This is a genomic window from Streptomyces sp. NPDC090127, from assembly GCF_044746945.1.
Lineage (GTDB): Bacteria > Actinomycetota > Actinomycetes > Streptomycetales > Streptomycetaceae > Streptomyces.
Window position 1 is genome coordinate 961,920 of record NZ_JBIVDE010000002.1, and the last position, 23,680, is coordinate 985,599.

Consider the following 23,680-nt stretch of genomic DNA (forward strand, 5'->3'; position numbering starts at 1 on the left):
CTCACACAGGAGTTCTCCCGCCATGAACGCTCTCTTCCCTGACGGCTTCCGCTGGGGCGCGGCCACCGCCGCCTACCAGATCGAGGGCGCCGCCGCCGAGGACGGCCGGACCCCGTCCATCTGGGACACCTTCAGCCGTACGCCGGGCAAGGTGCGCAACGGCGACACCGGTGACATCGCCGCCGACCACTACCACCGCGTGCGGGAGGACGTGGCCCTGATGAAGGAGCTCGGCCTCACGGACTACCGCTTCTCCCTCTCCTGGCCCCGGGTCCAGCCGACCGGGCGCGGGCCGGCCGTCCAGAAGGGCCTGGACTTCTACCGGGGCCTGGCCGACGAGCTCCTCGACGCCGGGATCCGGCCGGTGGCCACGCTGTACCACTGGGACCTGCCCCAGGAGCTGGAGGACGCCGGCGGCTGGCCCGAGCGGGCGACGGCGGAGCGTTTCGCCGAGTACGCGGGGCTGGCCGCCGAGGCGCTCGGCGACCGGATCGCCACCTGGACCACCCTCAACGAACCCTGGTGCGCGGCCTTCCTCGGCTACGGCTCCGGGGTGCACGCCCCGGGCCGTACCGACGACGCGGCCGCGCTGCGCGCCGCCCACCACCTCAATCTGGCCCACGGCCTGGCCGCCCGGGCGCTCCGCGCGGCCGTGCCCGCCTCGGCGGAGCTCTCGCTGACCCTCAACCTGCACGCGATCCGGGCGCTGTCGGACTCCCCCGAGGACCGGAACGCGGCGCGCCGGATCGACGCCGTCGGCAACCGGATCTTCCTCGACCCGGTCTTCCACGGGCGTCTCCCGGCCGATCTGGTCGAGGACACGGCCCCGATCACGGACTGGTCCTTCGTGCGGGACGGCGATCTGGAGGTGATCTCCACGCCGATCGACTCGCTCGGGGTCAACTACTACGCGCCCAGCGTCGTCGGCGCCGGCGTATCGGAGTCGCCGTCGCCCTGGCCCGGCGCGCCGGAGCGGGTGCGGTTCGAGCCCGCTCCGGGGCCGCGTACGGCGATGGACTGGCCGGTGGACGCGGACGGTCTGTACGAGCTGCTGGTCCGGCTGCGCGACGAGCTGCCCGGGGTACCGCTGGTGATCACCGAGAACGGCGCCGCGTACGACGACTACGCCGATCCGGAGGGCGCGGTCCATGATCCCGAGCGGGTGGCGTACCTCGACGCCCACCTGGCGGCCGCGCACCGCGCCCTGGCCGACGGCGTCGATCTGCGCGGGTACTTCCTCTGGTCGCTCCTGGACAACTTCGAGTGGGCGTACGGCTACGGCAAGCGGTTCGGGATCGTCCACGTGGACTTCCCGAGCCAGCGCCGCACGCCCAAGGACAGTGCGCGCTGGTACGCCGAGGTGATCAGGCGCGGCGGCCTGGAGCGCTGAGCTCACGGAAGGCCTCACGGCGGGCTTCGCAGCGGGCCGCGCGGCGGGCCTCACGGCGGGCTTCGTGGCGGGCCTCACGGCGGGCTTCGCAGCGGGCCGCGCGGCGGGCCTCACGGCGGGCTTCGTGGCGAGCCTCGCGCGCGAGGGGGAGATAGCGCAGCCGCTCGGGGAGTGCGGGCACCACCACCCGTACGACCCGGGCGAAGCGCCGCAGCCGACGCTCCTGCGCGTCGCTCCACTCCAGGCCGAGCGCCGCACGGGCCTCCGCGGGCATCAGCCCGACGGTGACGAAGGAGCGGAAGCGGGCGAGGCGGGGCAGGATCACCGGCCACAGCGCCCGGAGCAGCAGCCGCAGCGGCAGCGGGCCCCGGTCGGGCGGCGGGACCGGCTGGTCGGTGGCGACCAGCTCGCGCAGCACGACGGTGTCCTCCAGCTCGCCGAGCCGCTTGCGGAAGGAGGGCCAGAACTCCTCGACGGTCTGGGGCATGTCCCGGTCGTGGATGCCGAGGATCCGGCCGACCTGGAGCCACTCGGCGTAGAGCTGTCGCTCCTGGGCCTCGGTGAGCGGGCGGTGGAGCAGGCTCAGGCCGCGCTGGTAGACGGGGAAGCCGGTGGCGTGCACCCAGGAGTAGTGGGACGGGGTGAGCGCGTGGTAGCGGCGGCCGTGGGCGTCGGTGCCCTGGATGGTCCGGTGGAGCCTGCGGAGCCGGCGCCCCTCCTCGGCCGCCGCCTCGCCGCCGTACACCCAGAGCAGTACGGAGCGCAGCGAGCGCTCGCCTCGGCCCCAGGGGTCGGTGCGGAAGACGGAGTGCTCGTCGACGCCCGCGCCGACGGCGGGGTGGGCGACCTGGAGAGCCAGGGCGGAGGGCAGCATGAGGAGGGCACGGACGTCCCCGGCGACGCTCCAGAGGACACCACCGACGGGGGGCGGCGGGGGCGTGGACGGTCCGGTCATGCGGTCGTTCTCCTCACGTTCCTTCTCAGCCTGCCTCTGGGCACCCCCTCGGGCAAAAGGGGGCGGCGCGGCCGGGGTGATAGGGGGCGGGGCGCCGGGGGCACGGAGGCCTGGGGCCCGGGGGCCTGGGGCCCGGGGGCCTGGGGCACGGCGCGCGCGCAGGCAAACGGTCGGGGCCGCGTCCCGGGCGTTCGGCCCGGGGCGCGGCCCCGATCGTGGTGCTGCGGCGTGCGTGGTGGTGTGTACGCGCTCCGAAAGGCGTCAGGCGCGGTCGGCGCCGACCGGCTCGCCGACGATGCGGCCGGCCAGGGCGCGGGCCCAGGCCTCGACGTCCTGGTTGAGCTCGCGCTCGGCGGCGTCGCGCTCGGCGGCGATGCGCTCGGCACCGGCGGAGAGGATCGTCTCGCGCTCGCGGACGCCCTCGGCGCGGGCGGCGGCGATGGCGGCGGCGCCCTCCTCGGTGGCCTTCGAGCGGATGCGGGCCGCCTCGTGGCGGGCCTCGGCCAGCTCGGCCTCGTACTGCTCGCGGATCTCCGCGGCCTCGGCGCGCAGCTCGTCGGCGCGCGTGGTGCCACCCTCGGTGGCGTCCTCGCGCTCGGCGAGGGTACGGCTGATCTTCGGCAGGATGCCCTTCGCCAGGATCAGGAAGGTGAGGGCGAACAGCACCACGCCAAGGATGAGCTCAGCCGTGACGGGGTTGAGCGGACCGAGGTCCATGTCGAAGATCGTCGAATTCTGCGCGAGGGTCATGCGCGCATCCTACCTGCTCGCAGGAGCGACAATTCGGGCGCCGGAGCGAGAGTTGGCAACAGAGTTGGCATGTTCGTGCCGGGCTCGCAAGATTCCTGGCACCCAACGGCTACCGGAAGGTAACTAGGGCTGATTGCATGTGCGTCGCCGGTCGAATCCCCACCCAGAATCGGGAGATCCTGTGTCGCCGCTCGCCCCGCTCCACCGCAGATTCCTCGGCGCCGCCGTGTCCGGTGCGCTCGCCGCCGCGACCCTGGCCGCGACCGCCCCCACCGCGTCCGCCGCGTCGACCGCCGAGGCGCCCCGGCTGAAGGTGCTCTCGTACAACGCGTTCCTTTTCAGCAAGTCGCTCTACCCCAACTGGGGCCAGGACCACCGGGCCAAGGCGATACCCGCCGCGTCCTTCTACCAGGGCCAGGACGTGGTCGTGATCCAGGAGGCGTTCGACAACTCCTCCTCGGACGCGCTCAAGGCGAACTCGGCCGGTCAGTACCCGTACCAGACCCCGGTCATGGGCCGCAGCAAGAGCGGCTGGGACGCCACCGGCGGGGCGTACTCCGCCACGACGCCCGAGGACGGCGGCGTGACCGTCCTCAGCAAGTGGCCGATCGTCCGCAAGGAGCAGCACGTGTACAAGGACGCCTGCGGCGCGGACTGGTACTCGAACAAGGGCTTCGTCTACACGGTCCTCGACGTGAAGGGCAGCAAGGTCCACGTCGTCGGCACGCATGCCCAGTCCACGGACCCGGGGTGCTCGGCGGGCGAGGCGGCGCAGACGCGCAGCCGCCAGTTCAAGGCGATCGACGCCTTCCTCGACGCCAAGAACATCCCGGCGAACGAGCAGGTCGTGGTCGCGGGCGACATGAACGTCGACTCGCGGACCCCGGAGTACGGCACGATGCTGAGCGACGCGGGCCTGGTGGGCGCGGACGCCCGCACCGGCCACCCGTACTCGTTCGACACCGAGCTGAACTCGATCGCCTCCGAGCGCTACCCGGACGACCCGCGCGAGGACCTCGACTACGTCCTGTACCGCTCGGGCAACGCGCGCCCGGCGAACTGGACGAACCACGTGGTCCTGGAGAAGAGCGCGCCCTGGACGGTCTCCAGCTGGGGCACGCAGTACACGTACACGAACCTGTCGGACCACTACCCGGTCACGGCGTTCTGACCGCACCGACGGTACTGACCGGCGCCAGGTGAACGGTCTGGGTCCCGGGGACGAAAGGTCCTCGGGACCCAGTCGCCGTCATACGCCGAAGAGGCTGTAGCCCCACAGCCCCACGACACCGGCGACGCATATGAGCACCACCCATGAGGCGAGGCCGGTGTGGCGTCTCCTGCGGGGGCGGGGGGTCTGGATCCTGGATCTCCCCTTGGCCTTGGCCGGGCGCTCGGTGTGTGCCCTCGGCGGCCGGGTCTCGGCGGCGGCGACGTCGGCGAGCAGACGGCGGCAGACGGCGGCCAGCTCGGTCGTGCCGACGGTGAGGTCGACCACGACCTCCGAGCGGGCCGGCGCGGTGGTCCCGCCGTCCAGGAGCCGGCCGGCGCGCAGCCGCGCCTGGTTCCGGCCGCCGGTCGGTGCGAGGCTGATCCAGCGCTCCACGTGCTCCCCCCGGATCACGACACCCCCGCCGCGCTCCCGGTACACGGTGTGCTCCCGCCACAGGACCGCGGCCAACTCCGTGGCCGTCTCCCTGAGTTCCGTGTACATGACCCTCCCCTGTCAGCAACCCCATATTCGAACAAGCACGTGACTCTAGCGTCAGGTACACGCCACCGATCCGCGCGGGTACGGTCAGTCCCCGGTACGTACGTGATCCCCGTCATGCGTCCACGCTACGAGGCACCACTGACAGCGGCGCCCATGGCGTCGCTCTTCACCGTGCCCCCTGCCCCCGTGCTTTTACAACAGTGGTGCGACAGCAATACTGTTCCACCGAGTCAACGGCACAGCACGGTACCGGAAGTGAGGCATCTCAGATGGTCACCGAGAGCGAAGAGCCTACGTTCACCGTCGACGAGTTGGCCGCTCGCGCCGGTGTCACCGTACGGACCGTGCGGTTCTACGGGACCAAGGGGCTGCTGCCGCCGCCCGCCATCGGGCCCCGTCGCGTCGGGCACTACGGGCCCGGCCATCTCTCCCGGCTCGCGTTGATCGAGGAGCTCCAGCGGCAGGGGATGACGCTCGCCGCCATCGAACGGTATCTGCACCAGCTGCCGCCCGACCTCAGCGAACGGGACCTCGCCGTGCACCGGGCCCTGATCGCCGCCTGGGCACCCGAGTCCGCCGAGGAGATCAGCCGGCGCGAGCTGGAGCGGCGCGCCGGGCGGGCGCTCGGGGACGAGGACGTCGACCGGCTGGCGGCGATGGGGGTCCTCGACAAGGGCGCCGACCCCGACGTCTTCCGGCTCGACGCCTCGCTGCTGCGGCTCGGCGTCGAACTGCTCGACGTCCCCATCGCGCACGAGACGATCCTCGCCTCCCGCACCGTCCTCCTGGAGCACGCGCGCGTGGCCGCCCAGGAGCTGTCCCGGCTCTTCCGCGAGCAGGTCTGGAACCCGTACCGGGACAGCGGTGAGGACCCGGACCACCTGGCCGCCATGAAGTCGCTCTCCGCGCACATGCAGCCGATGGTGATCCAGGCCCTCGTCACGGCCTTCCAGCGCTCCCTCAGCGAGGAGCTGCGGACCGCCTTCAGAAGCCCGGAGGGCCGTGAGGGACGTGAGGGCCGTGAGCGCTAGTCCGTGAAGACCTCGCCCCGCTCCGCCTTCTCCACCAGCAGCGCCGGCGGCTGGAAGCGGTCGCCGTACTTCTCCGCCAGCTCACGCGCGCGTGCCACGAAACCGGGCAGCCCGCCCTCGTACCCGTTGATGTACTGCAGGACGCCACCGGTCCACGCCGGGAAGCCGATGCCCATGATGGAGCCGATGTTGGCGTCGGCGACCGACGTCAGGACGTTCTCCTCCAGGCAGCGGACTGAGTCCAGCGCCTCGGAGAAGAGCATCCGCTCCTTCATGTCCTCGAACGGGACGGTCACGTCCGGCCGGCCGAAGTGCTCCCGCAGGCCCGGCCACAGGCCCTGCCGCTTGCCCTCCTCGTCGTACGCGTAGAAACCGGCGCCGCCGCTGCGTCCCGTGCGCCCGAACTCGTCGACCATCCGGTCGATCACCGCGTCCGAGGGGTGCCCGGCCCATGTGCCGCCGGCCTCCTCGATCGCGCGCCGCGTCTCGTCGCGGATCTTCCGGGGCAGCGTGAGGGTCAGCTCGTCCATCAGGGAGAGCACCTTCGCCGGGTAGCCGGCCTGCGCCGCCGCCTGCTCGACCGAGGCCGGCTCGACGCCCTCGCCGACCATCGCCACGCCCTCGTTGATGAACTGGCCGATCACGCGGGAGGTGAAGAAGCCGCGCGAGTCGTTGACGACGATCGGGGTCTTGATCTGGCGTACCAGGTCGAAGGCGCGCGCGAGCGCCTCGTCGCCGGTGCGCTCGCCCTTGATGATCTCCACCAGCGGCATCTTGTCCACGGGCGAGAAGAAGTGCAGGCCGATGAAGTCCTCGGGGCGGGTGACGCCCTCGGCGAGCACGGTGATGGGCAGCGTGGAGGTGTTGGAACAGAGCAGCGCGTCCGGCTCGACGACGTCCTGGATCTCCTCGAAGACCTTGTGCTTGAGGGCGGTGTCCTCGAAGACGGCCTCGATCACGGCGTCGCAGCCCGCCAGGTCGGCGGGGTCGGCGGTCGGGGTGATCCGGGCGAGCAGCTCGTCCGCCTTCGCCTGGGTCGTACGGCCCCGGGAGACCGCCTTGGCGCACAGCTTCTCGGAGTACGCCCTGCCCTTGGCCGCCGCGTCCGCCGTGACGTCCTTGAGGACGACCTCGATCCCCGCGCGGGCGCAGGAGTACGCGATGCCGGCGCCCATCATGCCCGCGCCGAGCACGGCGACCTTGCGGACGGGGCGCGGCTCGATGCCCTGGGGGCGGTTGGCGCCGGAGTTGACGGCCTGGAGGTCGAAGAAGAAGGCCTGGATCATGTTCTTCGCCGTCTGGCCGGTGACCAGCTCGGTGAAGTAGCGGGCCTCGATGGTCAGCGCGGTCTCGAAGTCGACCTGGGAGCCCTCGACGGCGCAGGCCAGGATGTTGCGGGGGGCCGGGTAGGGCGCGCCGTTCAGCTGCTTCTTCAGGTTGGCCGGGAAGGCCGGCAGGTTGGCGGCGAACCGGGGGTTCGACGGGGTTCCGCCGGGGATCTTGTACCCCTTGACGTCCCAGGGCTGGTGCGACTCGGGGTGGGTGTCGATGAAGGCGCGCGCCTTGGCGAGCATCTCCTCGGGCGTCGCCGCGACCTCGTGCACCAGGCCGTTCTCCAGGGCCCGCCGCGGCGCGTACTGGGTGCCCTGGAGCAGCACCTTCAGCAGGGCGTCGGCGATGCCCATGAGGCGTACGGTACGGGTGACGCCGCCGCCCGCGGGGAGCAGACCGAGGGTGACCTCCGGCAGGCCGATCTTGGAGCCGGGCGCGTCGAGCGCGATCCGGTGGTGGGAGGCGAGGGCGATCTCGTAACCGCCGCCGAGCGCCGCGCCGTTGATGGCGGCGACGACCGGCTTGCCGAGGGTCTCGATGCGGCGCAGCGAGCGCTTGATCTCCGTGCCGGTGTCGAAGGCGAGCTGGGCGTCCTCCGGCCGGAGCCGGATCATGTCCTTGAGGTCACCGCCCGCGAAGAAGGTCTTCTTGGCGGAGGTGTAGATGATGCCGCGGATGGAGTCCTTCTCGGCCTCGGCGCGGTCGGCGATCGCCGCGATGGAGTCCTTGAACGCCTGGTTCATGGTGTTCGCGGACTGGTCGGGGTCGTCGAGGACGAGGGTGACGACGCCCGTCTCGTCCTGCTCCCAGCGGATGGTGGTGCTCTGGCTGCTCATTGCTGCTTCTCCGTAAGGCTGGTGAAAGCCGGTGAAGGCTGGTGACGGCTGGGGGACGGGCGGTCAGACGCGCTCGACGATCGTGGCGACGCCCATGCCGCCACCGACGCACAGCGTGGCCAGGCCGTAGCGCTTGTCCTGGCGCTCCAGCTCGTCGACGAGGGTGCCGAGGATCATCGCCCCGGTGGCGCCGAGCGGGTGGCCGAGCGCGATCGCGCCGCCGTTGACGTTGACCTTGTCGAGGCCGATGCCCATGTCCTTGACGAAGCGGAGCACGACGCCCGCGAAGGCCTCGTTGATCTCGACCAGGTCGATGTCGTCCATCGTGAGTCCGGCCTTGGCGAGCGCCTTACGGGTCGCGGGGGCGGGCCCGGTGAGCATGATCGTGGGCTCGGAGCCGGAGACGGCGGCGGCGACGATCCGGGCGCGCGGCGTCAGCCCGTACCGCTCGCCGACCTCCTTCGAGCCGACGGCGACGAGCGAGGCGCCGTCGACGATGCCGGAGGAGTTTCCGGCGTGGTGGACGTGGTCGATCTTCTCCACCCAGTGGTACTTCTGCAGCGCGACCGCGTCGAAGCCGCCCATGTCGCCGATGGCGGCGAAGGAGGGCTTGAGGGCGGCGAGCGAGTCGGCGGTGGTGCCGGGGCGCATGTGCTCGTCGTGGTCGAGGACGACCAGGCCGCTGTGCCGGTCCTTGACGGGGACGACGGAGCGGTCGAAGCGGCCGGCCTTCCAGGCGTCGGCGGCCCGCTCCTGGGAGAGCGCGGCGTACTCGTCGACGTCGCGGCGCGAGAAGCCCTCGATGGTGGCGATGAGGTCGGCGCCGATGCCCTGGGGCACGAAGCCGGTCTCGTAGTTGGTCATCGGGTCGGCGAACCAGGCACCGCCGTCGGAGGCCATCGGGACCCGCGACATCGACTCGACGCCGCCGGCGAGGACGAGGTCCTCCCAGCCGGAACGGACCTTCATCGCGGCCATGTTGACGGCTTCGAGGCCGGAGGCACAGAAGCGGTTCTCCTGGACTCCGGCGACGGTGTCGGGCAGCCCGGCGGCGATGGCGGCGATCCGGGCGATGTCGGAGCCCTGGTCGCCGACCGGGCCGACGACGCCGAGGACGATGTCGTCGACGGCGGCCGGGTCGAGGCCGGGGAAGCGGTCGCGGAGTTCGTGGATGAGCCCGACGACCAGGTCGATGGGCTTGGTGCCGTGCAGGGCCCCGTTGGCCTTACCACGACCGCGCGGGGTGCGGATCGCGTCGTACACGTACGCTTCGGTGCTCACGAGAAGCCTTTCGAGGATGTCGACGATGAGGGTGGAGAGGACATCAGCCCAGCAGGGACCGTCCGATGATCTCCTTCATGATCTCGGTCGTTCCGCCGTAGATGGTCTGGATACGGCCGTCGGTGAACGCCCTGGCGACCGGGAACTCGGCCATGTAGCCGTACCCCCCGTGCAGTTGGAGGCAGCGGTCGGCGACGCGCTTCTGCAGTTCGGTCGCCCACCACTTGGCCATCGAGGCGTGGACCGCGTCGAGTTCCCCGTTCGAGTGATCGACGATGCAGCGGTCGAGGAACGTTCGAGTGACGGCGCACTCGGTGGCCATCTCGGCGATCTCGAAGCGGATGTGCTGGAGCTTGGCCAGCGGGCGGCCGAAGGCCTCGCGCTCCTTCACGTACCGGGTGGTGATCTCCAGGAGGTGTTCGGCGGCGGCGATGCCGGCCACCGCGATGGCCATCCGCTCCTGGGCGAGGTTGGTCATGAGGTGGACGAAGGCGCCGTCGAGCTCGCCGAGGAGGTTCTCCTTGGGGACCCGGACGTCGTGGAAGAAGAGTTCGGCGGTGTCCTGGGACTTCTGGCCGATCTTGTCGAGGTTCCGGCCGCGCTCGAAGCCCGCCATGCCCCGCTCGACGACCAGCAGCGAGAGGCCGTGCGCCCCGCCCTCGGGTGTCGTCTTCGCGACGACGATCACCAGGTCGGCGAGGATGCCGTTGGAGATGAAGGTCTTGGAGCCGTTGAGCACCCAGTGGTCGCCCCGGTCCTCGGCGGCGGTCCGGATCGCCTGGAGGTCGGAGCCGGCACCGGGCTCGGTCATCGCGATGGCGGTGATCAGCTCGCCCGAGCAGAAGCCGGGCAGCCAGCGGCGCCTCTGCTCCTCGGTGGCGAGCGAGGTGAGGTAGGGGCCGATGATGTCGTTGTGCAGGCCGAGGGCTATGCCGGGGGCGCCTGCCCGGGTGAACTCCTCGGCGAGGACGGCGCTGTAGCGGAAGTCGGGATTGCCGCCGCCGCCGTACTCCTCGTCCACGGCGAGGCCGAGGAGGCCCTGCCGCCCGGCGGCGCGCCAGGCCTCGCGCGCGACGATGCCGTCCTTCTCCCACTGCTCGTAGTGGGGCGTCACCTCCTTGGCGAGGAAGGTGCGGACGGTCTCGCGGAACGCCTCGTGGTCGGCGGTGTAGAGCTGGCGCTTCATGCTTCGGGCTCCTGGCCTTTCAGGGAGGGGACGGCCCAGTCGCGGGCGACCTCGTCGGTGTCGGCGCCGGGCAGCGCGGGGCCGGTGCGCACGGTGCCGGGGGTGGCGGAGAAGCGCGGCGCGGGCGCGGGCTGGGTGAGGCCGCCGTGCTCGACGAAGGTGGCGCGGGCGGCGAGGTGCGGGTGGGCGGGGGCCTCGCGGAGGGAGAGGACGGGGGCGACGCAGGCGTCGGTGCCGGCGAAGACGTCTGTCCAGGCGTCTCTCGTACGGGTACGGAAGCGGGCCGCGACGGCGGCCCGGAGCTCGTCCCAGCGGCCGAGGTCACGGCGGGCGGGGGCGGTCTCCTCGATGCCGAGGAGCCGTACGAACTCGTCGTAGAACTGCTGCTCCAGGGCGCCGACGGCCATGTATCCGCCGTCGGAGGTCTCGTAGGTGCCGTAGAAGGGGCAGCCGCCGTCCAGCAGGTTCACGCCCCGGCGGTCCTGCCAGCCGCCGGCCGCCACCATGCCGTGGATCATGGTGGCGAGGTGGGCGGCGCCGTCCACGATGGCGGCGTCGACGACCTGGCCCTCGCCGTGCGCGCGGGCGTGCTGGAGCGCGGCGAGGACGCCGACGACGAGGTAGAGCGAGCCGCCCGCGTAGTCGCCGACGAGGTTGGCGGGGACGGTGGGCGGGCCGTCGGGGTCGGGGCCGATCATGCCGAGGGTGCCGGTGATCGCGAGGTAGGCGATGTCGTGTCCGGCGCTCGCGGCGAGCGGCCCGTCCTGGCCCCAGCCGGTCATCCGTCCGTAGACGAGCCTCGGGTTGCGGGCGAGGCAGGCGTCGGGGCCGACGCCGAGGCGCTCGGCGACGCCGGGCCGGTACCCCTCGATGAGGATGTCGGCCCGCTCGACCAGGTCGAGGACGGCCGCGGTGCCGCCGTCGGCCTTGAGGTCGACGAGGGCGGAGCGCTTGTTGCGGTTGGTGAGGTCGTACGCGGGGTCGATGCCGAGGCCCGGCCCGCCCGGCCGGTCGACGCGCACGACGTCGGCGCCGAGATCCGCGAGCAGCATGGCCGCGAACGGCCCGGGTCCGATCCCCGCGAGCTCCACCACCCGCACCCCGGAGAGCGGCCCGCCCGAGGTGTTCCGGGTCGTCGCCGTCGTCGCCGCCATGAAGCCCCCAGCTATGTGACACCAATGATGTAACACCGGTGATGCTAGAAACGTGTTCCACTCCGCACAAGACCCCTGGCCGAGCAAGCGCTTGGAAATTCCCCGGACGGCCGCCTGCCGGTCCGCCGACCGGTCGGGCCGGAGGGCGCGCTAGGCTCCGCGCTCGCAGGGGAAGCCACAGGGGAAGGCGAGGGCCGGATGGAGACCGGGAACGGTACGGGACAGAGCGGCGGGGAGCGGGCGTACGACGTCGTGCTCTTCGGGGCGACAGGGTTCGTGGGAGAGCTCACGGCGGAGTATCTGGCCGAACACGCGCCGGCCGGGTGCCGGTGGGCGCTCGCCGGGCGCAACCGCGCCAAGCTCACCGCGCTACGGGAACGGCTGGCGGCGCGGTGGCCCCGGTGCGGCGACGTGCCACTGGTGGTCGCGGACTCCGCCGACGCGGACGCGATGCGCGAACTGGCCGCCTCCACCCGGGTGGTGGTCACCACGGTCGGTCCGTACGTGTGGTTCGGCGAGCCCCTGGTCGCCGCATGCGCGGAGACCGGCACGGACTACGTGGACCTCACCGGCGAGCCGGAGTTCGTCGACGAGATGTACGTACGGCACGACGCGCGCGCCCGGGAGACGGGGGCGCGGATCGTCCACGCGTGCGGCTTCGACTCCGTACCGCACGACCTGGGCGTCTACTACACCGTCCAGCAGCTGCCCAAGGACGTGCCGCTGCGCATCGACGGCTTCGTGCGCGTCGGGGCGGCCCCCTCGGGCGGCACCTTCGCCTCCGCCCTGACGGCGATGGGGCGCGGCCGGGAGACGATGCGTGCCGCGCGCGAACGGCGCCTGTACGAGCCCCGGTTGGTAGGGCGGCGGGCCCGCGCCCCGATCGGCGGGCCGCGCTTCAGCCGCGAGACCGGGACCTGGGCGCTGCCGCTGCCGACCATCGACGCCCAGGTGGTGGCCCGTTCGGCGCGGGCGCTCGACGCGTACGGCCCCGACTTCGTCTACCGGCACTACGCCTCCGTCAAGACCCTCCCGATGGCGCTCGGCGGCGCGACCCTGGTCGGCGGCGGGCTGCTGGCAGCCCAACTCGCCCCCGTACGAAGCTGGCTGATGAGCCGTTACGAAGCCGGCACGGGCCCGAGCGCGGAGCGGCGCGCGCGGAGCTGGTTCACCGTCCGCTTCGTCGGCGAGGGCGGCGGGCGACGGGTCTTCACCGAGGTCTCCGGCGGCGATCCGGGATACGGCGAGACGGCGAAGATCCTCGCGGAGTCGGCGCTCTGCCTCGCCCTGGACGAGGGCCTGCCGAAGACCTCGGGGCAGGTCACCACGGCCGTGGCGATGGGCGACGCGCTCCTCGGCCGGCTGCGGGCGGCCGGCATCCGCTTCCGGGTGGCCGACGCCCGGTAGGACCGGCCGGATCGAGCGCCGCGTGCCTCAGTGGCGTACGAGACAGAAGGGGTGGCCGGCCGGGTCGGCGTATATGCGCCAGGGCCGGCCTGCCTCCCCGGCGTCAAGCAGCGACGCCCCGGACTCCAGCACCGCGTCGTGGGCGGCCTCCAGGTCGGCCACCCGGACGTCCAGGTGGAACTGCTGCTCGGGCGCGCCCCAGACGGGCGGCCGGTGGTCGGCCACGCCCTGGAAGGCGAGCACCGGCGCGCCGGCGGCGTCGTGCAGGGTGGCCCACGCGTCACCGATGGCCCACTGCGGGTCCGGACGGTTGATCTCGCCGCCCAGGACCCGCTGGTAGAACCGGGCGAGTTCCATGACGTCGGTGCAGTCCAGGACGACGCACTGGAGCGTGCCGATCATGCGAGCACCCACCCTGCGACGACGTAGATCATGGCGCAGACCCAGGCCAGGGCGGCGAGCCCGGCCACGGCGAGGAGCACGCTCATGGCGCGCTCGGCGCGACGCGGCGGGGCGGATACGGGGAAGGTCATGCGGCCAGCCTGCCGCGCATGATCACGCGCCGCCATCCGTACGCGTACTCAGTCGCGCTACTCAGTCGCACCACGCGGTCGCGCCGCTCAACCGCACCACTCGCTCGCGCCACCGAGTCGCGTCAGTCGACCGCACCACCCGGTCGGCTCCTCAGCCGCGCCACCTGACCGCGCCACTCGCTCGCGCCACCGAGTCGCGTCACTCGGCCCGCGCTTCAGCGACCCACGCATCAGCGGCCCGTTCCTCAGCGCCCCGACGTCTCCAGGGCCTCACGCAGCGCACGCCGGCAGAGGGCGTCCGCGTGGCGCGTGGTCTCCGGGACGCGGTAGCGCGGTGCGAGCAGCAGGGTGTGGGCGCAGGCGTTGTCCAGGGAGACCCGGTGGCCGACCGAGACGAAGACGGGCTTCACGCCCGCCCGGGTGCGCAGGGCGCGGCCGACCTCCTCCGCGCCGGAGGCGAGGAGGGGACTGAAGTCGCCCCGGTCCGGGCCTGGTCGGTCGTGGTCGAAGGCGAAGGGGTTCTTCGCGACGCCGATCGACGGGCGTCCGGTCAGTACGCCCAGGTGGCTCGCGAGACCGAAGCGCCGGGGGTGGGCGAGGCCGTAGCCGTCGCAGACGAGCAGTCCGGGGTCGACGGTCAGCGAGGCGAGCGCGGCGAGGACGGTCGGGATCTCGCGGAAGGCGAGCAGCCCGGGGACGTACGGGAACGACACCCGGCCGACCGCCGTCGCCTCCTCCACCACGTCGAGCGTGCGGGCGTCCAGGACGACGGCCGCGGCGGCGACGAGGTCGCGCTCGTCGTCGTACGCCACGTCGAGACCGGTGACATGGCCGGTGCCGGGCGTCGGGCCCGGCTCGTCGAGGACGAGGCGGGAGCGCAGCTCCTCCTGTACGGCGCGGGCCGCCGGCTCGTCGGTGGGCCAGCCCTCGGGAACGTCGATGATCGTCATGATGCGGCCACCCTACGGCGCCCCTCCGTCCGACTGGCGAGCGGTTTTCCCGCCGCCGTCCGGCCCCCGGGTAGCCTGGCGATCATGTTCGTACTGGAATTGACCTACACCGCCCCGGTCGAGCGGGCCGACGCGCTGCTCGACGCGCACGTCGCGTGGCTCGACGCGCAGTACGCGGCCGGCGTCTTCATCGCCTCCGGGCGGAAGAACCCGCGCGACGGCGGGATCATCCTGGCCGCCGGGGTCGACCGCGCCGCGATCGAGAAGATCGTGGCGGCCGACCCGTTCACCGTCGAGGGCGTCTGCGCGTACCGGGTCACCGAGTTCTACGCGACCAAGACGGCCGACGCCCTCGCTCCGTACCGCGAGCAGCTGCCTGCCTGAACCCCGCCGGGCTCAGCGCGCGCCGAGGCGGGCGATCCGGCCCTTCTCGCCGGAGGCCCAGCACGCGCCGTCCCTCGTGCAGTCGACGGTGTCGTACGAGCCGGTGTCGACCGTCCGCCAGGTTCGGCCGCCGTCCGTCGTCAGGTCCGTGCCCGTCGGGCCGACCGCGAGCGCGGCCGTACGGGAGTACGGCAGCCAGGCGACGCCCGAGCGGTAGGCGGGCGGCGGGGCGGAGGCGGCGGTCCAGCGGCGCCCGCCGTCGCCGGTGACGGCCGCCGCGTGCGGCGAGGGCTGGTCGGCGCGGTAGTCCCCGCCGACGGCGATGCCGTGCGCGCGGTCGCGGAAGGCGAGCCCGAAGACCCCGCGCGCCGGGTCGCCCGCCGGGATCGTCGCGTGCGCGACGGTCCAGGTCAGGCCCCGGTCGCGGGAGTGCAGCACGCGCGCGGTGGCGCCGCCGCCGGTCGCCAGCCAGACGTCCCGCTCCCCGGCGGAGACCAGGCACTGGCCGCTCGCCGCGAAGCCGGCCTCGCCGGGCAGCGCGGCCGGCATCCCCTCGTTCGGCAGCACCGCCCAGGAACGGCCGCCGTCCCGCGTGGACAGGATCCGGTACTTCCCGTCGACGGGGTCGCTCATGGCGAGGCCGTGGCGCTGGTCGAAGAAGGTCATGCAGTCGTAGAACGCCCGCGGATCGGTGTTGCGGAAGGATTCCGTCCAGGTGGCTCCGCCGTCGTCGGTCCGCAGCACCCGCGAGGCCTCCCCCTCGCCGATGGCGAGGACCACGGCCCGTCGGGAGTCGAACGCCTCGACGTCGCGCAGCTCCAGCTCTCCGGCCCCGGGGGGCGAGACGTTTCGCCAGCTCCGGCCGCCGTCCGTGGTGCGCAGCACCGTCCCCTTCGAGCCCGCCGCCCACGCGGTCGCCCGGTCGACGGCCGCGAGACCGCGGAAGCGGGCGTCCGTACCGGTCTGTGCGAGCTGCCAGCCGAGGCCCCGCCAGGCGGCGTCGGCCGCGCCCTGCTCGGTGGCGCCCTGCCCGGCGGCACGCTGCTCGGTGGCGCCTGGAGTGCCGTGGGCCGGGGCCGTCAGGGCCAGCGCGAGGGCGAGTCCGCTCAGTCCCGCCGCCATCATTCGTCTCGTCTTCCCCATGGACGTCATGGCGCCGGAAGCTAGCCCACCTCCCAGACCCCGTCCAGACCGCCTCGCACCGATCGCCTGGCGGTTCCGGACGTCCGCTGTCCGGTGACGCAGGTCACGTCACCCCCCAGTGCACGTTCCCGGCCCGTTGTTCGTCTTCCCCTGTGTCAGGGAGACGTCAGGAACCGAAGCCGCGCGACAGGAGCTGGCCTTGTCCACCGTCATCGAGCAGGCCGTGCAGGCCCGTCTGGTCGCGTCCGCGCCCCGGATGGAGACCGTCCCCGCCACACTGCGCTACGACCGCGAGGACCCCTTCGCCGTCAGCATGGCGTTCCCCCCGCCCGCGACGCTGGAGGGCGTCGAGGTGTCCTGGGCGTTCTCGCGCGAGCTGCTCGCGCAGGGCGTCGACGGCCCGGCCGGGCTGGGGGACGTCCGGGTCCGCCCGTACGGGTACGACCGCACCGTCGTCGAGTTCCACGCGCCCGAGGGCGTGGCCGTGGTGCACGTCCGCACCTCCGAGCTGCGGCGCTTCCTCCAGCGGTCGCAGCACCTGGTGCCGACCGGCCGGGAGCACCAGTACCTCGACTGGGACGGGGACCTGGCGCAGCTCCTGGACGGCTGACCCGCGCGGGCACGCCCGCTCTTCGCTCCCCGTGTCCCTCTCCCCTCTCCCCCAATAGGCTCCCCGCCCCCCATAAATCGATTGCCTCCGCTCGGTGCCGGGCGTACCGTCCTGACCTGGCCCTGTTGTCGCCCGATCGGAGAAGGCCGTTGCTCGTCTGAGGATGCGAGACACCGTGCCGCGCGTGTTTCCCGCTGCTTCCACGCAGCGCCGCGTGAGCCGTCTTAGCCCTCGGCGTACGAGCATTCCCGCCTGCCCGCGCCCCGGTGTCTCACCCGTTGCCCCAGCCCACGCTCTCGCAACAGGGAGGCCCCCATGGCGACCCATCCCACCTTCATCACCTGCTCGTCCCTCTCGTTCTCCTGGCCGGACGGCACCGAGGTCCTGAGCGACTTCCGGCTCGCGGTCGGTCCCGGCCGGACCGGGCTCATCGGCCTGAACGGCTCGGGGAAGTCGACGCTCCTCAAGCTCATCGCCGGTGAGCTGACCCCCGCCGACGGCACGGTCCGTACGGTCGGCGAGGTCGGCTACCTCCCGCAGAACCTCGTCCTGGACACCGCGCTCCGGGTCGACCAGGCTCTCGGGATCGCCGAGACCCGGGCCGCACTGCACGCCATCGAGGCGGGCGACCCGGCCGAGGAGCACTTCGCCGTGGTCGGCGACGACTGGGACGTGGAGGAGCGGGCCCGTGCCACGCTCGACCAGCTCGGCCTCGGGCACATCGGTCTCGACCGGACGATCGGCGAGGTGTCCGGCGGCGAGTCGGTCCTGCTGCGGCTGGCGGCGCTGCTGCTCGCCCGGCCGGACATCCTGCTGCTCGACGAGCCGACGAACAACCTCGACCTGTACGCCCGCACCCGGCTCTACGAGGCCGTCGAGGCCTGGTCCGGAGTCCTGGTCGTGGTCAGTCACGACCGGCAACTCCTGGAGCGCGTCGACCAGATCGCCGATCTGCGTGGCGGCGAGGTCTCCTGGTACGGCGGTGCCTGCTCCGCGTACGAGGAGGCGCTCGCCGCCGAACAGGACGCGGCCGAACGGATGGTGCGGGTCGCCGAGGCCGACGTGCACCGGCAGAAGCGCGAACTGTCCGAAGCCCAGATGAAGTTGGCCCGGCGCAAGCGGTTCGGGCAGAAGAGCTTCGACAACAAGGTCGTACCGAAGATCGTCGCCAACAACCGCAAGGCGGCGGCGCAGGTGTCGGCGGGCAAGCACCGCGCCCTGCACACCGAGCGGCTCGCCGAGGCCCGCGAACGTCTCGACGTGGCGGAGGAGGCGGTACGCGACGACGACGAGATCAGGATCGAACTGCCGCGCACCACGGTCCACCCCGGCCGCGAGGTGCTGCTGCTGCGCGATCTGGAACTGCGGTACGGCGCCCGGGTCGACGGTGCCCTCGAACTGCGCGGGCCCGAGCGGATCGCGCTCGTGGGCCGGAACGGAGCCGGCAAGACGACGCTGTTGCGGACGATCGCCGGCGATCTCGAGCCGGTGTCGGGCGAGGTCCTGACGCATGTTCCGTTGCGCTTCCTGCCGCAGCGACTCGACGTCCTCGACGACGGGTTGAGCGTGGTGGAGAACGTCGCCCGGTTCGCGCCCGAGGCGACGGGCAACGCGATCAGGGCCCGCCTCGCACGGTTCCTCTTCCGGGGCGCGCGGGCGGATCAGCCGGCCGGGACGCTGTCGGGAGGAGAGCGGTTCCGGGCGACCCTGGCCGCGCTGCTGCTCGCCGAGCCGGCGCCCCAGCTGCTGATGCTGGACGAGCCGACGAACAACCTGGACATGGCGTCGGTACGGAAGCTGACGGCGGCCCTGGAGGCGTACGAGGGGGCGTTGATCGTGGCAAGCCACGACGTGTCGTTCCTGGAGTCGCTGGGGATCACCCGCTGGCTGCTGCTCGACGGTGAGCTGCGGCCCACGAGCGCGGAGGCGGTGGGGTCGGAGATTCGGTGACGCCAGGCCGGGGTGGCCGACCCTCTGCTCTGCGTAGCCATGATCGCGCCACCCCGCGACGCCGGAGCCGTGACCTGGCGTTCCCCGTGCCGCACGAGCTGCGCACATAACGGAACGTAATCGGACATCGCTCCGGCGGGCTTGGCCGAGGCCTTACGGAGCCTTAACCTACGGTCTCGTAACCTACGAATCCGTAGGTAGTTCCGTATGCCCTTCTCCGTCCCCAGGAGTTCCCCGTGACGCTCACCTCTCCCCACCTCGGCAGCTCGACAGGGTGGACCGATGCGCGACTGCTGTACGCGCTGGAAGAGGTGGTGGAGAAGGAACTGAACCGGCACCTGCAGGTCACCAAGGACTGGATGCCGCACGAGTACGTCCCGTGGTCCGACGGCCGGAACTTCCCGGGCTTCTTCGAGGACGGCGAGGCCTGGGATCCCTCCCAGTCGAAGGTCACCGAGGTCGGCAAGATCGCGCTCGTGGTCAACCTCCTCACCGAGGACAACCTGCCCAGCTACCACCACGAGATCGCCACGCTCTTCGGCCGCGACGGCGCCTGGGGCACCTGGGTGCACCGCTGGACCGCCGAGGAGGGCCGTCACGGCATCGTGATGCGTGACTATCTGCTGGCCTCGCGCGCGGTGGACCCGGACAAGCTGGAGCAGTTCCGGATGGCGCACATGAGCGAGGGCTTCGAGTCCGACAACCGGCACTCGATGCTGCACTCGGTCGCGTACGTCGCCTTCCAGGAGCTGGCCACCCGCATCTCGCACCGGAACACCGGCCACCAGTCGGGCGACCCGGTCTGCGACCGGATGCTGGCGCGCATCGCCACCGACGAGAACCTGCACATGGTCTTCTACCGCAACCTGCTGGGCGCGGCCTTCGAGATCGCTCCGGACCTGACGATGCAGGCCGTGCGGGACGTCGTCGTGCACTTCCGGATGCCGGGACACGGCATGCCGGGCTTCGAGCGGGCCGCCGCGCAGATGGCGATCGGCGAGATCTACAACATGCGCATCCACCACGACGACGTGCTGCAGCCGGTGCTGCGCTTCCTCAAGGTGCTCCAGATCGACGGTCTCGGCCCGGAGGGCCTGAAGGCCCAGGAGGAGCTGGGGCTCTACATGGACGGCCTGGACAGCGAGGCGTCGAAGTTCGACGCGAAGCTGGCGGCGCGCAAGGCGCGGATGGCGGCGCGCGCGGCGGGCTGACCCACCGGTCACCGTTCAGGAACGGGTGTACGCGCCTCGGCGGCGCGTGCACCCGTTCCTCATGGGCCGACCCTGCGGCGAGCGCTCTCGGGGCGCCTCAGCCGCCCCCGCTCCTTCTCCGAGAGACCGCCCCACACCCCGAAGCGCTCATCGTTCTCCAGCGCGTACTGCAGGCAGGCCTCCCGCCCCTCGCACGCCCCGCACAGCTGCTTCGCCTCGCGGGTCGAGGAGCCGGGGGCCGGGAAGAAGAACTCCGGCCCGGCCTCGGCGCACAGGGCGTTCTCCTGCCAGGACATGTCGGGAGCGGCGGCCGGGGCGGTCATCACGGTGGTGTTGTTCTGCATGGCCGCTACGCTGCCGGTCCGCCCTAAACGGTCCCTCAACGTTCGATCAATGCGGTCGGCGCGGACGCGCGCAACGCGGCGCGCCGAGCCGTTCTCACCGTTCGGCGACCGCTTCCTCCGCCCGGGCGGCCCGGCGGAAGAGCCCCGCCCACAGGAAGGGCTCGCCGAAGGAGGTGGAGTCGGCCGGCTCGTCCCGCATCCGGCGCAGTTCGACCTCCGTCAGCTCCGCGAAGATCCACCGCAGCGACTCCGCGGTGTAGGCGAGCCCGCCGTGCAGGCGCGCGTCGCGGTAGAACGCGGCGTCGGGCAGCTCCGAGCCCATCTCGCCGGACGCGAAACACGTCAGCGCGAGGTGTCCGCCGGGTGCGAGGAGCCGGTCGAGCAACGCGCGATAGCTGACCCGGCGGTGCGGCGGCAGATGGTGGAAGCACCCCGAGTCGACGATCAGGTCGTACGGCCCGGTGAGCACGTCCCCGGCGAGCGCGAAGGCGTCCCCGTGATGGAACCGCACCTCCGCGCCGGCCTCCGCGGCCCGCTGTCGGGCCCAGCCGATCGCCTCGTCGGAGAGGTCCACGGCGTCCACCTCGAAGCCGAGGGACGCCAGATACAGGGCGTTGCGCCCGGGTCCGCAGCCCAGGTCGAGGGCGCGACCGGGGGCGATCAGGCCACGCTCGACGGAGGAGACGAGGGACTCGTCCGGCTTCGCGACGAAGAACGGCACCTCCTTGGAGCGGTCGCCGTAGAAGCCGTCCCACCAGCCGGCCGCGTCGGCGGTCCAGCGGTCGGCCTCCGGCGCGAAGAGCCCGTCGAGCAGCTTCAGCACGTCCTCGACGTCACGTATGTCCCGGTCCATCCGGCACCCCTTTCCCGATGGACCGAACGCTAGTGGAGAACTTCACGAAAGCCCAGGTCAGAGGCTATTTCACGGGCGGCGCGCGAAGCTCTGGCCGACCGTCGGCGGGCACAGCGCGAGGGGGCCCGTCGGCCCACCCCCGACCCCCCACGCGCGCGTGCGGACGCCCCCGCCAGGGGCCGTCGAGGGGCCTTTCCCGCCGGCGTCACTCGCTCTTCTTCGCCCTGCTCGGCTGCACCCGCTTCGGTTCGCCCGGCATCTTCGGGTACTCCGGCGGATACGGCAGGTCGGCGAGCCCGTGCTCCGCCTCGTCGCGGCGGGCCAGCTCCAGCAGGCTCTCCAGGCTGAACCGGTGGTCGTCCATGTCGGCGTGGACGTCGCCCACCTCCGCGTACCGTCGCGGCATGGTCTTGATGTCGAAGTCCCGGGGCGTGGCGTCGTCGACCTCGTCCCACGCCAGCGGGGCGGAGACCGGGGCGTGCGGGCGAGGGCGCACGGAGTAGGCGGAGGCGATCGTGCGGTCGCGGGCGGTCTGGTTGTAGTCCACGAAGATCCGCTCGCCGCGCTCCTCCTTCCACCACTTGATCGTCACGCGGTCCGGCATCCGGCGCTCCAGCTCCCGGCCGCAGGCGATGGCCGCGCGGCGGACCTGGGTGAAGGTCCACCGGGGCTCGATCGGCACGAAGACGTGCAGGCCGCGTCCGCCCGAGGTCTTGGGCCAGCCGCGCAGACCGTGCTCGTCCAGGACGGCACGCAGCTCGTGGGCGGCGCGTACGGCGTCGGCGTAGTCGGTCCCGGGCTGCGGGTCGAGGTCGATGCGGAGCTCGTCCGGGTGGTCGGTGTCCTCGCGCCGTACCGGCCAGGGGTGGAAGGTGACCGCGCCGAGGTTGGCGGCCCACAGGACGGCGGCGGGCTCGGTCGGGCACATCTCGTCGGCGGAACGCCCGCTGGGGAAGGTGATGTGCGCGGTCGGGATCCAGTCCGGGAGGTACTTGGGCGCGCGCTTCTGGAAGAACGACTCGCCGGTCACCCCGTCGGGGTAGCGCTCCAGGGTGGTGGGCCGGTCGCGCAGCGCGCGGGTGATGCCGTCGCCGACGGCGAGGTAGTAGCTGACCATGTCGAGCTTGGTGTAGCCGGGTTCGGGGAAGTACACCTTGTCCGGATGGGAGACGCGTACGGTCCGCTCTCCGACTTCCAGTTCGACCGCTGCCGTCTTGCTCACCATGCGTGTCAGCGTAGGGCTCGCCGACATTCCCCGCATACCGGACAATCGGTCCATGGATCTGCCGGTGATGCCACCCGTGAAGCCGATGCTCGCCAAGGCCGTGAAGAAGATTCCGCCGGGCATGCAGTACGAGGCCAAGTGGGACGGCTTCCGCGCCATCGTGCACCGCGACGGGCCCGAGCTGGTCATCGGCAGCCGTACCGGCAAACCGCTGACCCGCTACTTCCCCGAGCTGGTCGAGGCGCTGCTCCCCCGGCTGCCGCGACGGTGCGTGGTCGACGGGGAGATCGTGATCGAGCACGACGGGCGGCTCGACTTCGATCGGCTGAGCGAGCGCATCCACCCCGCCGACTCGCGGGTGCGGATGCTGGCCGGGAAGACCCCGGCCCGGTTCATCGCCTTCGACCTGCTCGCCCTCGACGACGACTCGCTGCTCGACACGCCCCTGACCGACCGGCGGGCGGCCCTGGAGGAGGCCCTGCGCGGGGTCGACGCCCCGGTCCACCTGGCGCCCGCGACGACGGATCCGGAGATCGCGGCGCGCTGGTTCGAGCAGTACGAGGGCGCGGGTCTCGACGGGGTGATCGCCAAGCCGCTTGACCTGCCGTACCGGCCGGACGCCCGCCTCATGTACAAGATCAAGCACGAGCGGACCGCCGATGTGGTGGTGGCCGGTTACCGCTTCCACAAGAGCGGCCCCGTCGTCGGCTCGCTCCTGCTCGGCCTGTACGACGACGGCGGCACCCTCCAACACGTCGGTGTCTGCGCGGCCTTCACCGCCAGGCGCCGCGAGGAGCTGATCGCCGAACTGGAGCCGCTGCGGATGGACCCGCCCGACGGGCACCCCTGGGCGGCCTGGGCCGAGGAGGCCGCGCACCTGGGCGCCCGGCTGCCGGGTGCGCCGAGCCGCTGGTCGGGGAAGAAGGACCTGTCCTGGGTGGCGCTTCGGCCGGAGCGGGTCTGCGAGGTGGGGTACGACCACATGGAGGGTGACCGGTTCCGGCACACGGCCCAGTTCAAGCGCTGGCGGCCGGACCGGGCGCCGGAGTCCTGCGGGTACACCCAGCTGGAGGAGCCGGTCTCGTACGACCTCTCCGAGGTGCTGGCGTAGCGAAGGGCGCCGGGGCCGGCGGCCGGCGATCTCGGCCCCGCCGGACTTACCGATCAGTCAACTCACCCGGCCGGAACCAGATTTCAACCGTCCGCACCTGATCACCTTCCGCCAGGATTCCGTCATGGAGACGGCGCCCTCGGGAGTGAGATGCTTCACATTCACATACGAGCACCCGGGCTCTCGTTCGACGCACACGAGGGCGAACGAGGGCGCCCCGCGGCGAGCAAGATCGGCCCACGCGGCGCGCACCTGCGGGAACGGCCCGCGCCGTGACGCGGCGCGGCCCGGCACCGGGGCCGGACCGTCCGTACGCCCCGCCGAACGGGC

The 23,680-nt window shown here is 72.3% G+C and carries 23 protein-coding genes; 9 read left to right on the plus strand and 14 right to left on the minus strand.

Translation table 11 applies throughout. The annotated features are described in order from the left end of the window. The first annotated feature begins 22 nt into the window (after positions 1-22). Positions 23-1,390: a GH1 family beta-glucosidase gene (locus ACIPPS_RS09840; RefSeq protein ID WP_401428996.1), complete on the plus strand. Its 1,368-nt coding sequence runs from the start codon at positions 23-25 to the stop codon at positions 1,388-1,390. Here the strand turns inward: ACIPPS_RS09840 and ACIPPS_RS09845 are convergent. Together ACIPPS_RS09845 and ACIPPS_RS09850 are read right to left on the minus strand one after the other, a co-directional pair. Continuing rightward, a complete protein-coding gene (locus ACIPPS_RS09845) occupies positions 1,365-2,345 on the minus strand; it encodes an oxygenase MpaB family protein (protein WP_401428999.1) in 981 nt (326 codons plus the stop codon). The two genes, ACIPPS_RS09840 and ACIPPS_RS09845, sit on opposite strands and share 26 nt — an antisense overlap. A 261-nt stretch (positions 2,346-2,606) precedes the next feature. Further along, positions 2,607-3,095: a hypothetical protein gene (locus tag ACIPPS_RS09850; protein WP_401429002.1), complete on the minus strand. Its 489-nt coding sequence runs from the start codon at positions 3,093-3,095 to the stop codon at positions 2,607-2,609. A 181-nt stretch (positions 3,096-3,276) separates the two neighbouring features. Between ACIPPS_RS09850 and sph the strand changes: the two genes are divergently transcribed. Then, the gene (gene sph, locus ACIPPS_RS09855; protein WP_401429004.1) at positions 3,277-4,266 is read left to right on the plus strand and encodes a sphingomyelin phosphodiesterase; all 990 of its coding nucleotides are present in this window, start codon (positions 3,277-3,279) and stop codon (positions 4,264-4,266) included. A gap of 78 nt (positions 4,267-4,344) precedes the next feature. Here sph and ACIPPS_RS09860 read toward each other — a convergent pair whose 3' ends face one another. Next, the gene (locus ACIPPS_RS09860; RefSeq protein WP_401429006.1) at positions 4,345-4,809 is read right to left on the minus strand and encodes a hypothetical protein; all 465 of its coding nucleotides are present in this window, start codon (positions 4,807-4,809) and stop codon (positions 4,345-4,347) included. 269 nt (positions 4,810-5,078) lie between these two features. Here ACIPPS_RS09860 and ACIPPS_RS09865 point away from each other — a divergent pair, with 269 nt between their 5' ends. Continuing rightward, positions 5,079-5,840, plus strand: a complete 762-nt coding sequence (locus tag ACIPPS_RS09865; protein ID WP_401429008.1) for a MerR family transcriptional regulator — start codon at positions 5,079-5,081, stop codon at positions 5,838-5,840. On the opposite strand, the gene ACIPPS_RS09870 is transcribed toward ACIPPS_RS09865, so the two are convergent. From ACIPPS_RS09870 to ACIPPS_RS09885, 4 genes are all read right to left on the minus strand, one after another. Further along, positions 5,837-8,008: a 3-hydroxyacyl-CoA dehydrogenase NAD-binding domain-containing protein gene (locus tag ACIPPS_RS09870; protein ID WP_401429010.1), complete on the minus strand. Its 2,172-nt coding sequence runs from the start codon at positions 8,006-8,008 to the stop codon at positions 5,837-5,839. The two genes, ACIPPS_RS09865 and ACIPPS_RS09870, sit on opposite strands and share 4 nt — an antisense overlap. A gap of 63 nt (positions 8,009-8,071) precedes the next feature. After that, positions 8,072-9,289 (minus strand): acetyl-CoA C-acetyltransferase, encoded by a 1,218-nt coding sequence (locus ACIPPS_RS09875; protein WP_401429012.1) that lies wholly within the window; start codon positions 9,287-9,289, stop codon positions 8,072-8,074. Between the two features lie 43 nt (positions 9,290-9,332). After that, positions 9,333-10,475 (minus strand): acyl-CoA dehydrogenase family protein, encoded by a 1,143-nt coding sequence (locus ACIPPS_RS09880; protein ID WP_401429015.1) that lies wholly within the window; start codon positions 10,473-10,475, stop codon positions 9,333-9,335. Continuing rightward, positions 10,472-11,629, minus strand: coding sequence for a CaiB/BaiF CoA transferase family protein (locus ACIPPS_RS09885; RefSeq protein ID WP_401429017.1), 1,158 nt, complete (start codon positions 11,627-11,629; stop codon positions 10,472-10,474). The genes ACIPPS_RS09880 and ACIPPS_RS09885 overlap by 4 nt, the downstream gene beginning before the upstream one ends. Positions 11,630-11,827: 198 nt before the next feature. On the opposite strand from ACIPPS_RS09885, the gene ACIPPS_RS09890 reads away from it, so the two are divergent. Next, positions 11,828-13,036: a saccharopine dehydrogenase family protein gene (locus ACIPPS_RS09890; RefSeq protein ID WP_401429020.1), complete on the plus strand. Its 1,209-nt coding sequence runs from the start codon at positions 11,828-11,830 to the stop codon at positions 13,034-13,036. Positions 13,037-13,063: 27 nt separating this feature from the next. Here ACIPPS_RS09890 and ACIPPS_RS09895 read toward each other — a convergent pair whose 3' ends face one another. The 3 genes from ACIPPS_RS09895 to ACIPPS_RS09905 form a co-directional block, all read right to left on the minus strand. Continuing rightward, on the minus strand, positions 13,064-13,438 hold the full coding sequence (locus tag ACIPPS_RS09895; RefSeq protein ID WP_401429023.1) for a VOC family protein: 375 nt from the start codon (positions 13,436-13,438) through the stop codon (positions 13,064-13,066). Continuing rightward, positions 13,435-13,569 (minus strand): morphogenic membrane protein MmpA, encoded by a 135-nt coding sequence (gene mmpA / locus ACIPPS_RS09900; RefSeq protein WP_401429025.1) that lies wholly within the window; start codon positions 13,567-13,569, stop codon positions 13,435-13,437. The genes ACIPPS_RS09895 and mmpA overlap by 4 nt, the downstream gene beginning before the upstream one ends. A 245-nt stretch (positions 13,570-13,814) precedes the next feature. Next, positions 13,815-14,519, minus strand: coding sequence for an endonuclease V (locus tag ACIPPS_RS09905; protein ID WP_401429027.1), 705 nt, complete (start codon positions 14,517-14,519; stop codon positions 13,815-13,817). Positions 14,520-14,603: 84 nt separating this feature from the next. Here ACIPPS_RS09905 and ACIPPS_RS09910 point away from each other — a divergent pair, with 84 nt between their 5' ends. After that, positions 14,604-14,903 carry a YciI family protein gene (locus tag ACIPPS_RS09910; protein WP_401429029.1) on the plus strand — a complete coding sequence of 100 codons (300 nt, stop codon included), beginning with the start codon at positions 14,604-14,606 and terminating at the stop codon, positions 14,901-14,903. A 12-nt stretch (positions 14,904-14,915) separates the two neighbouring features. Here ACIPPS_RS09910 and ACIPPS_RS09915 read toward each other — a convergent pair whose 3' ends face one another. Beyond that, positions 14,916-16,055: a WD40/YVTN/BNR-like repeat-containing protein gene (locus ACIPPS_RS09915; RefSeq protein ID WP_401429031.1), complete on the minus strand. Its 1,140-nt coding sequence runs from the start codon at positions 16,053-16,055 to the stop codon at positions 14,916-14,918. Positions 16,056-16,245: 190 nt separating this feature from the next. Between ACIPPS_RS09915 and ACIPPS_RS09920 the strand changes: the two genes are divergently transcribed. The 3 genes from ACIPPS_RS09920 to ACIPPS_RS09930 all read left to right on the plus strand — a co-directional run bounded on the left by ACIPPS_RS09920 (position 16,246) and on the right by ACIPPS_RS09930 (position 19,817). Next, a complete protein-coding gene (locus ACIPPS_RS09920) occupies positions 16,246-16,656 on the plus strand; it encodes an SsgA family sporulation/cell division regulator (RefSeq protein ID WP_401429033.1) in 411 nt (136 codons plus the stop codon). 315 nt (positions 16,657-16,971) lie between these two features. Further along, positions 16,972-18,606 carry an ABC-F family ATP-binding cassette domain-containing protein gene (locus ACIPPS_RS09925; RefSeq protein ID WP_401429035.1) on the plus strand — a complete coding sequence of 545 codons (1,635 nt, stop codon included), beginning with the start codon at positions 16,972-16,974 and terminating at the stop codon, positions 18,604-18,606. A 236-nt stretch (positions 18,607-18,842) separates the two neighbouring features. Beyond that, entirely contained in the window at positions 18,843-19,817 is a 975-nt protein-coding gene (locus ACIPPS_RS09930; protein WP_401429038.1) for an acyl-ACP desaturase, read from the plus strand. Positions 19,818-19,876: 59 nt separating this feature from the next. Here the strand turns inward: ACIPPS_RS09930 and ACIPPS_RS09935 are convergent, their stop codons facing one another. From ACIPPS_RS09935 to ligD, 3 genes are all read right to left on the minus strand, one after another. Then, complete coding sequence (locus ACIPPS_RS09935) at positions 19,877-20,161, minus strand: WhiB family transcriptional regulator (protein ID WP_401429040.1); 285 nt, start codon at positions 20,159-20,161, stop codon at positions 19,877-19,879. Between the two features lie 94 nt (positions 20,162-20,255). Then, positions 20,256-21,014, minus strand: a complete 759-nt coding sequence (locus ACIPPS_RS09940) for a class I SAM-dependent methyltransferase (protein WP_401429042.1) — start codon at positions 21,012-21,014, stop codon at positions 20,256-20,258. A 205-nt stretch (positions 21,015-21,219) separates the two neighbouring features. Further along, entirely contained in the window at positions 21,220-22,239 is a 1,020-nt protein-coding gene (ligD, locus tag ACIPPS_RS09945; RefSeq protein WP_401429045.1) for a non-homologous end-joining DNA ligase, read from the minus strand. Positions 22,240-22,291: 52 nt separating this feature from the next. Here ligD and ACIPPS_RS09950 point away from each other — a divergent pair, with 52 nt between their 5' ends. Beyond that, complete coding sequence (locus ACIPPS_RS09950) at positions 22,292-23,350, plus strand: ATP-dependent DNA ligase (RefSeq protein WP_401429047.1); 1,059 nt, start codon at positions 22,292-22,294, stop codon at positions 23,348-23,350. Positions 23,351-23,680: the final 330 nt, after the last annotated feature.

Coding starts and splice junctions, on each gene's coding strand:
- ACIPPS_RS09935 (WP_401429040.1), bottom strand. CDS start 20,161: ATGCAGAACAACACCACCGTGATGACCGCCCCGGCCGCCGCTCCCGAC.
- ACIPPS_RS09895 (WP_401429023.1), bottom strand. CDS start 13,438: ATGATCGGCACGCTCCAGTGCGTCGTCCTGGACTGCACCGACGTCATG.
- ACIPPS_RS09905 (WP_401429027.1), bottom strand. CDS start 14,519: ATGACGATCATCGACGTTCCCGAGGGCTGGCCCACCGACGAGCCGGCG.
- ACIPPS_RS09890 (WP_401429020.1), top strand. CDS start 11,828: ATGGAGACCGGGAACGGTACGGGACAGAGCGGCGGGGAGCGGGCGTAC.
- ACIPPS_RS09845 (WP_401428999.1), bottom strand. CDS start 2,345: ATGACCGGACCGTCCACGCCCCCGCCGCCCCCCGTCGGTGGTGTCCTC.
- ligD (WP_401429045.1), bottom strand. CDS start 22,239: ATGGTGAGCAAGACGGCAGCGGTCGAACTGGAAGTCGGAGAGCGGACC.
- ACIPPS_RS09880 (WP_401429015.1), bottom strand. CDS start 10,475: ATGAAGCGCCAGCTCTACACCGCCGACCACGAGGCGTTCCGCGAGACC.
- ACIPPS_RS09950 (WP_401429047.1), top strand. CDS start 22,292: ATGGATCTGCCGGTGATGCCACCCGTGAAGCCGATGCTCGCCAAGGCC.
- ACIPPS_RS09940 (WP_401429042.1), bottom strand. CDS start 21,014: ATGGACCGGGACATACGTGACGTCGAGGACGTGCTGAAGCTGCTCGAC.
- ACIPPS_RS09865 (WP_401429008.1), top strand. CDS start 5,079: ATGGTCACCGAGAGCGAAGAGCCTACGTTCACCGTCGACGAGTTGGCC.
- ACIPPS_RS09850 (WP_401429002.1), bottom strand. CDS start 3,095: ATGACCCTCGCGCAGAATTCGACGATCTTCGACATGGACCTCGGTCCG.
- ACIPPS_RS09860 (WP_401429006.1), bottom strand. CDS start 4,809: ATGTACACGGAACTCAGGGAGACGGCCACGGAGTTGGCCGCGGTCCTG.
- ACIPPS_RS09910 (WP_401429029.1), top strand. CDS start 14,604: ATGTTCGTACTGGAATTGACCTACACCGCCCCGGTCGAGCGGGCCGAC.
- ACIPPS_RS09840 (WP_401428996.1), top strand. CDS start 23: ATGAACGCTCTCTTCCCTGACGGCTTCCGCTGGGGCGCGGCCACCGCC.
- ACIPPS_RS09885 (WP_401429017.1), bottom strand. CDS start 11,629: ATGGCGGCGACGACGGCGACGACCCGGAACACCTCGGGCGGGCCGCTC.
- ACIPPS_RS09925 (WP_401429035.1), top strand. CDS start 16,972: ATGGCGACCCATCCCACCTTCATCACCTGCTCGTCCCTCTCGTTCTCC.
- mmpA (WP_401429025.1), bottom strand. CDS start 13,569: ATGACCTTCCCCGTATCCGCCCCGCCGCGTCGCGCCGAGCGCGCCATG.
- ACIPPS_RS09870 (WP_401429010.1), bottom strand. CDS start 8,008: ATGAGCAGCCAGAGCACCACCATCCGCTGGGAGCAGGACGAGACGGGC.
- ACIPPS_RS09915 (WP_401429031.1), bottom strand. CDS start 16,055: ATGACGTCCATGGGGAAGACGAGACGAATGATGGCGGCGGGACTGAGC.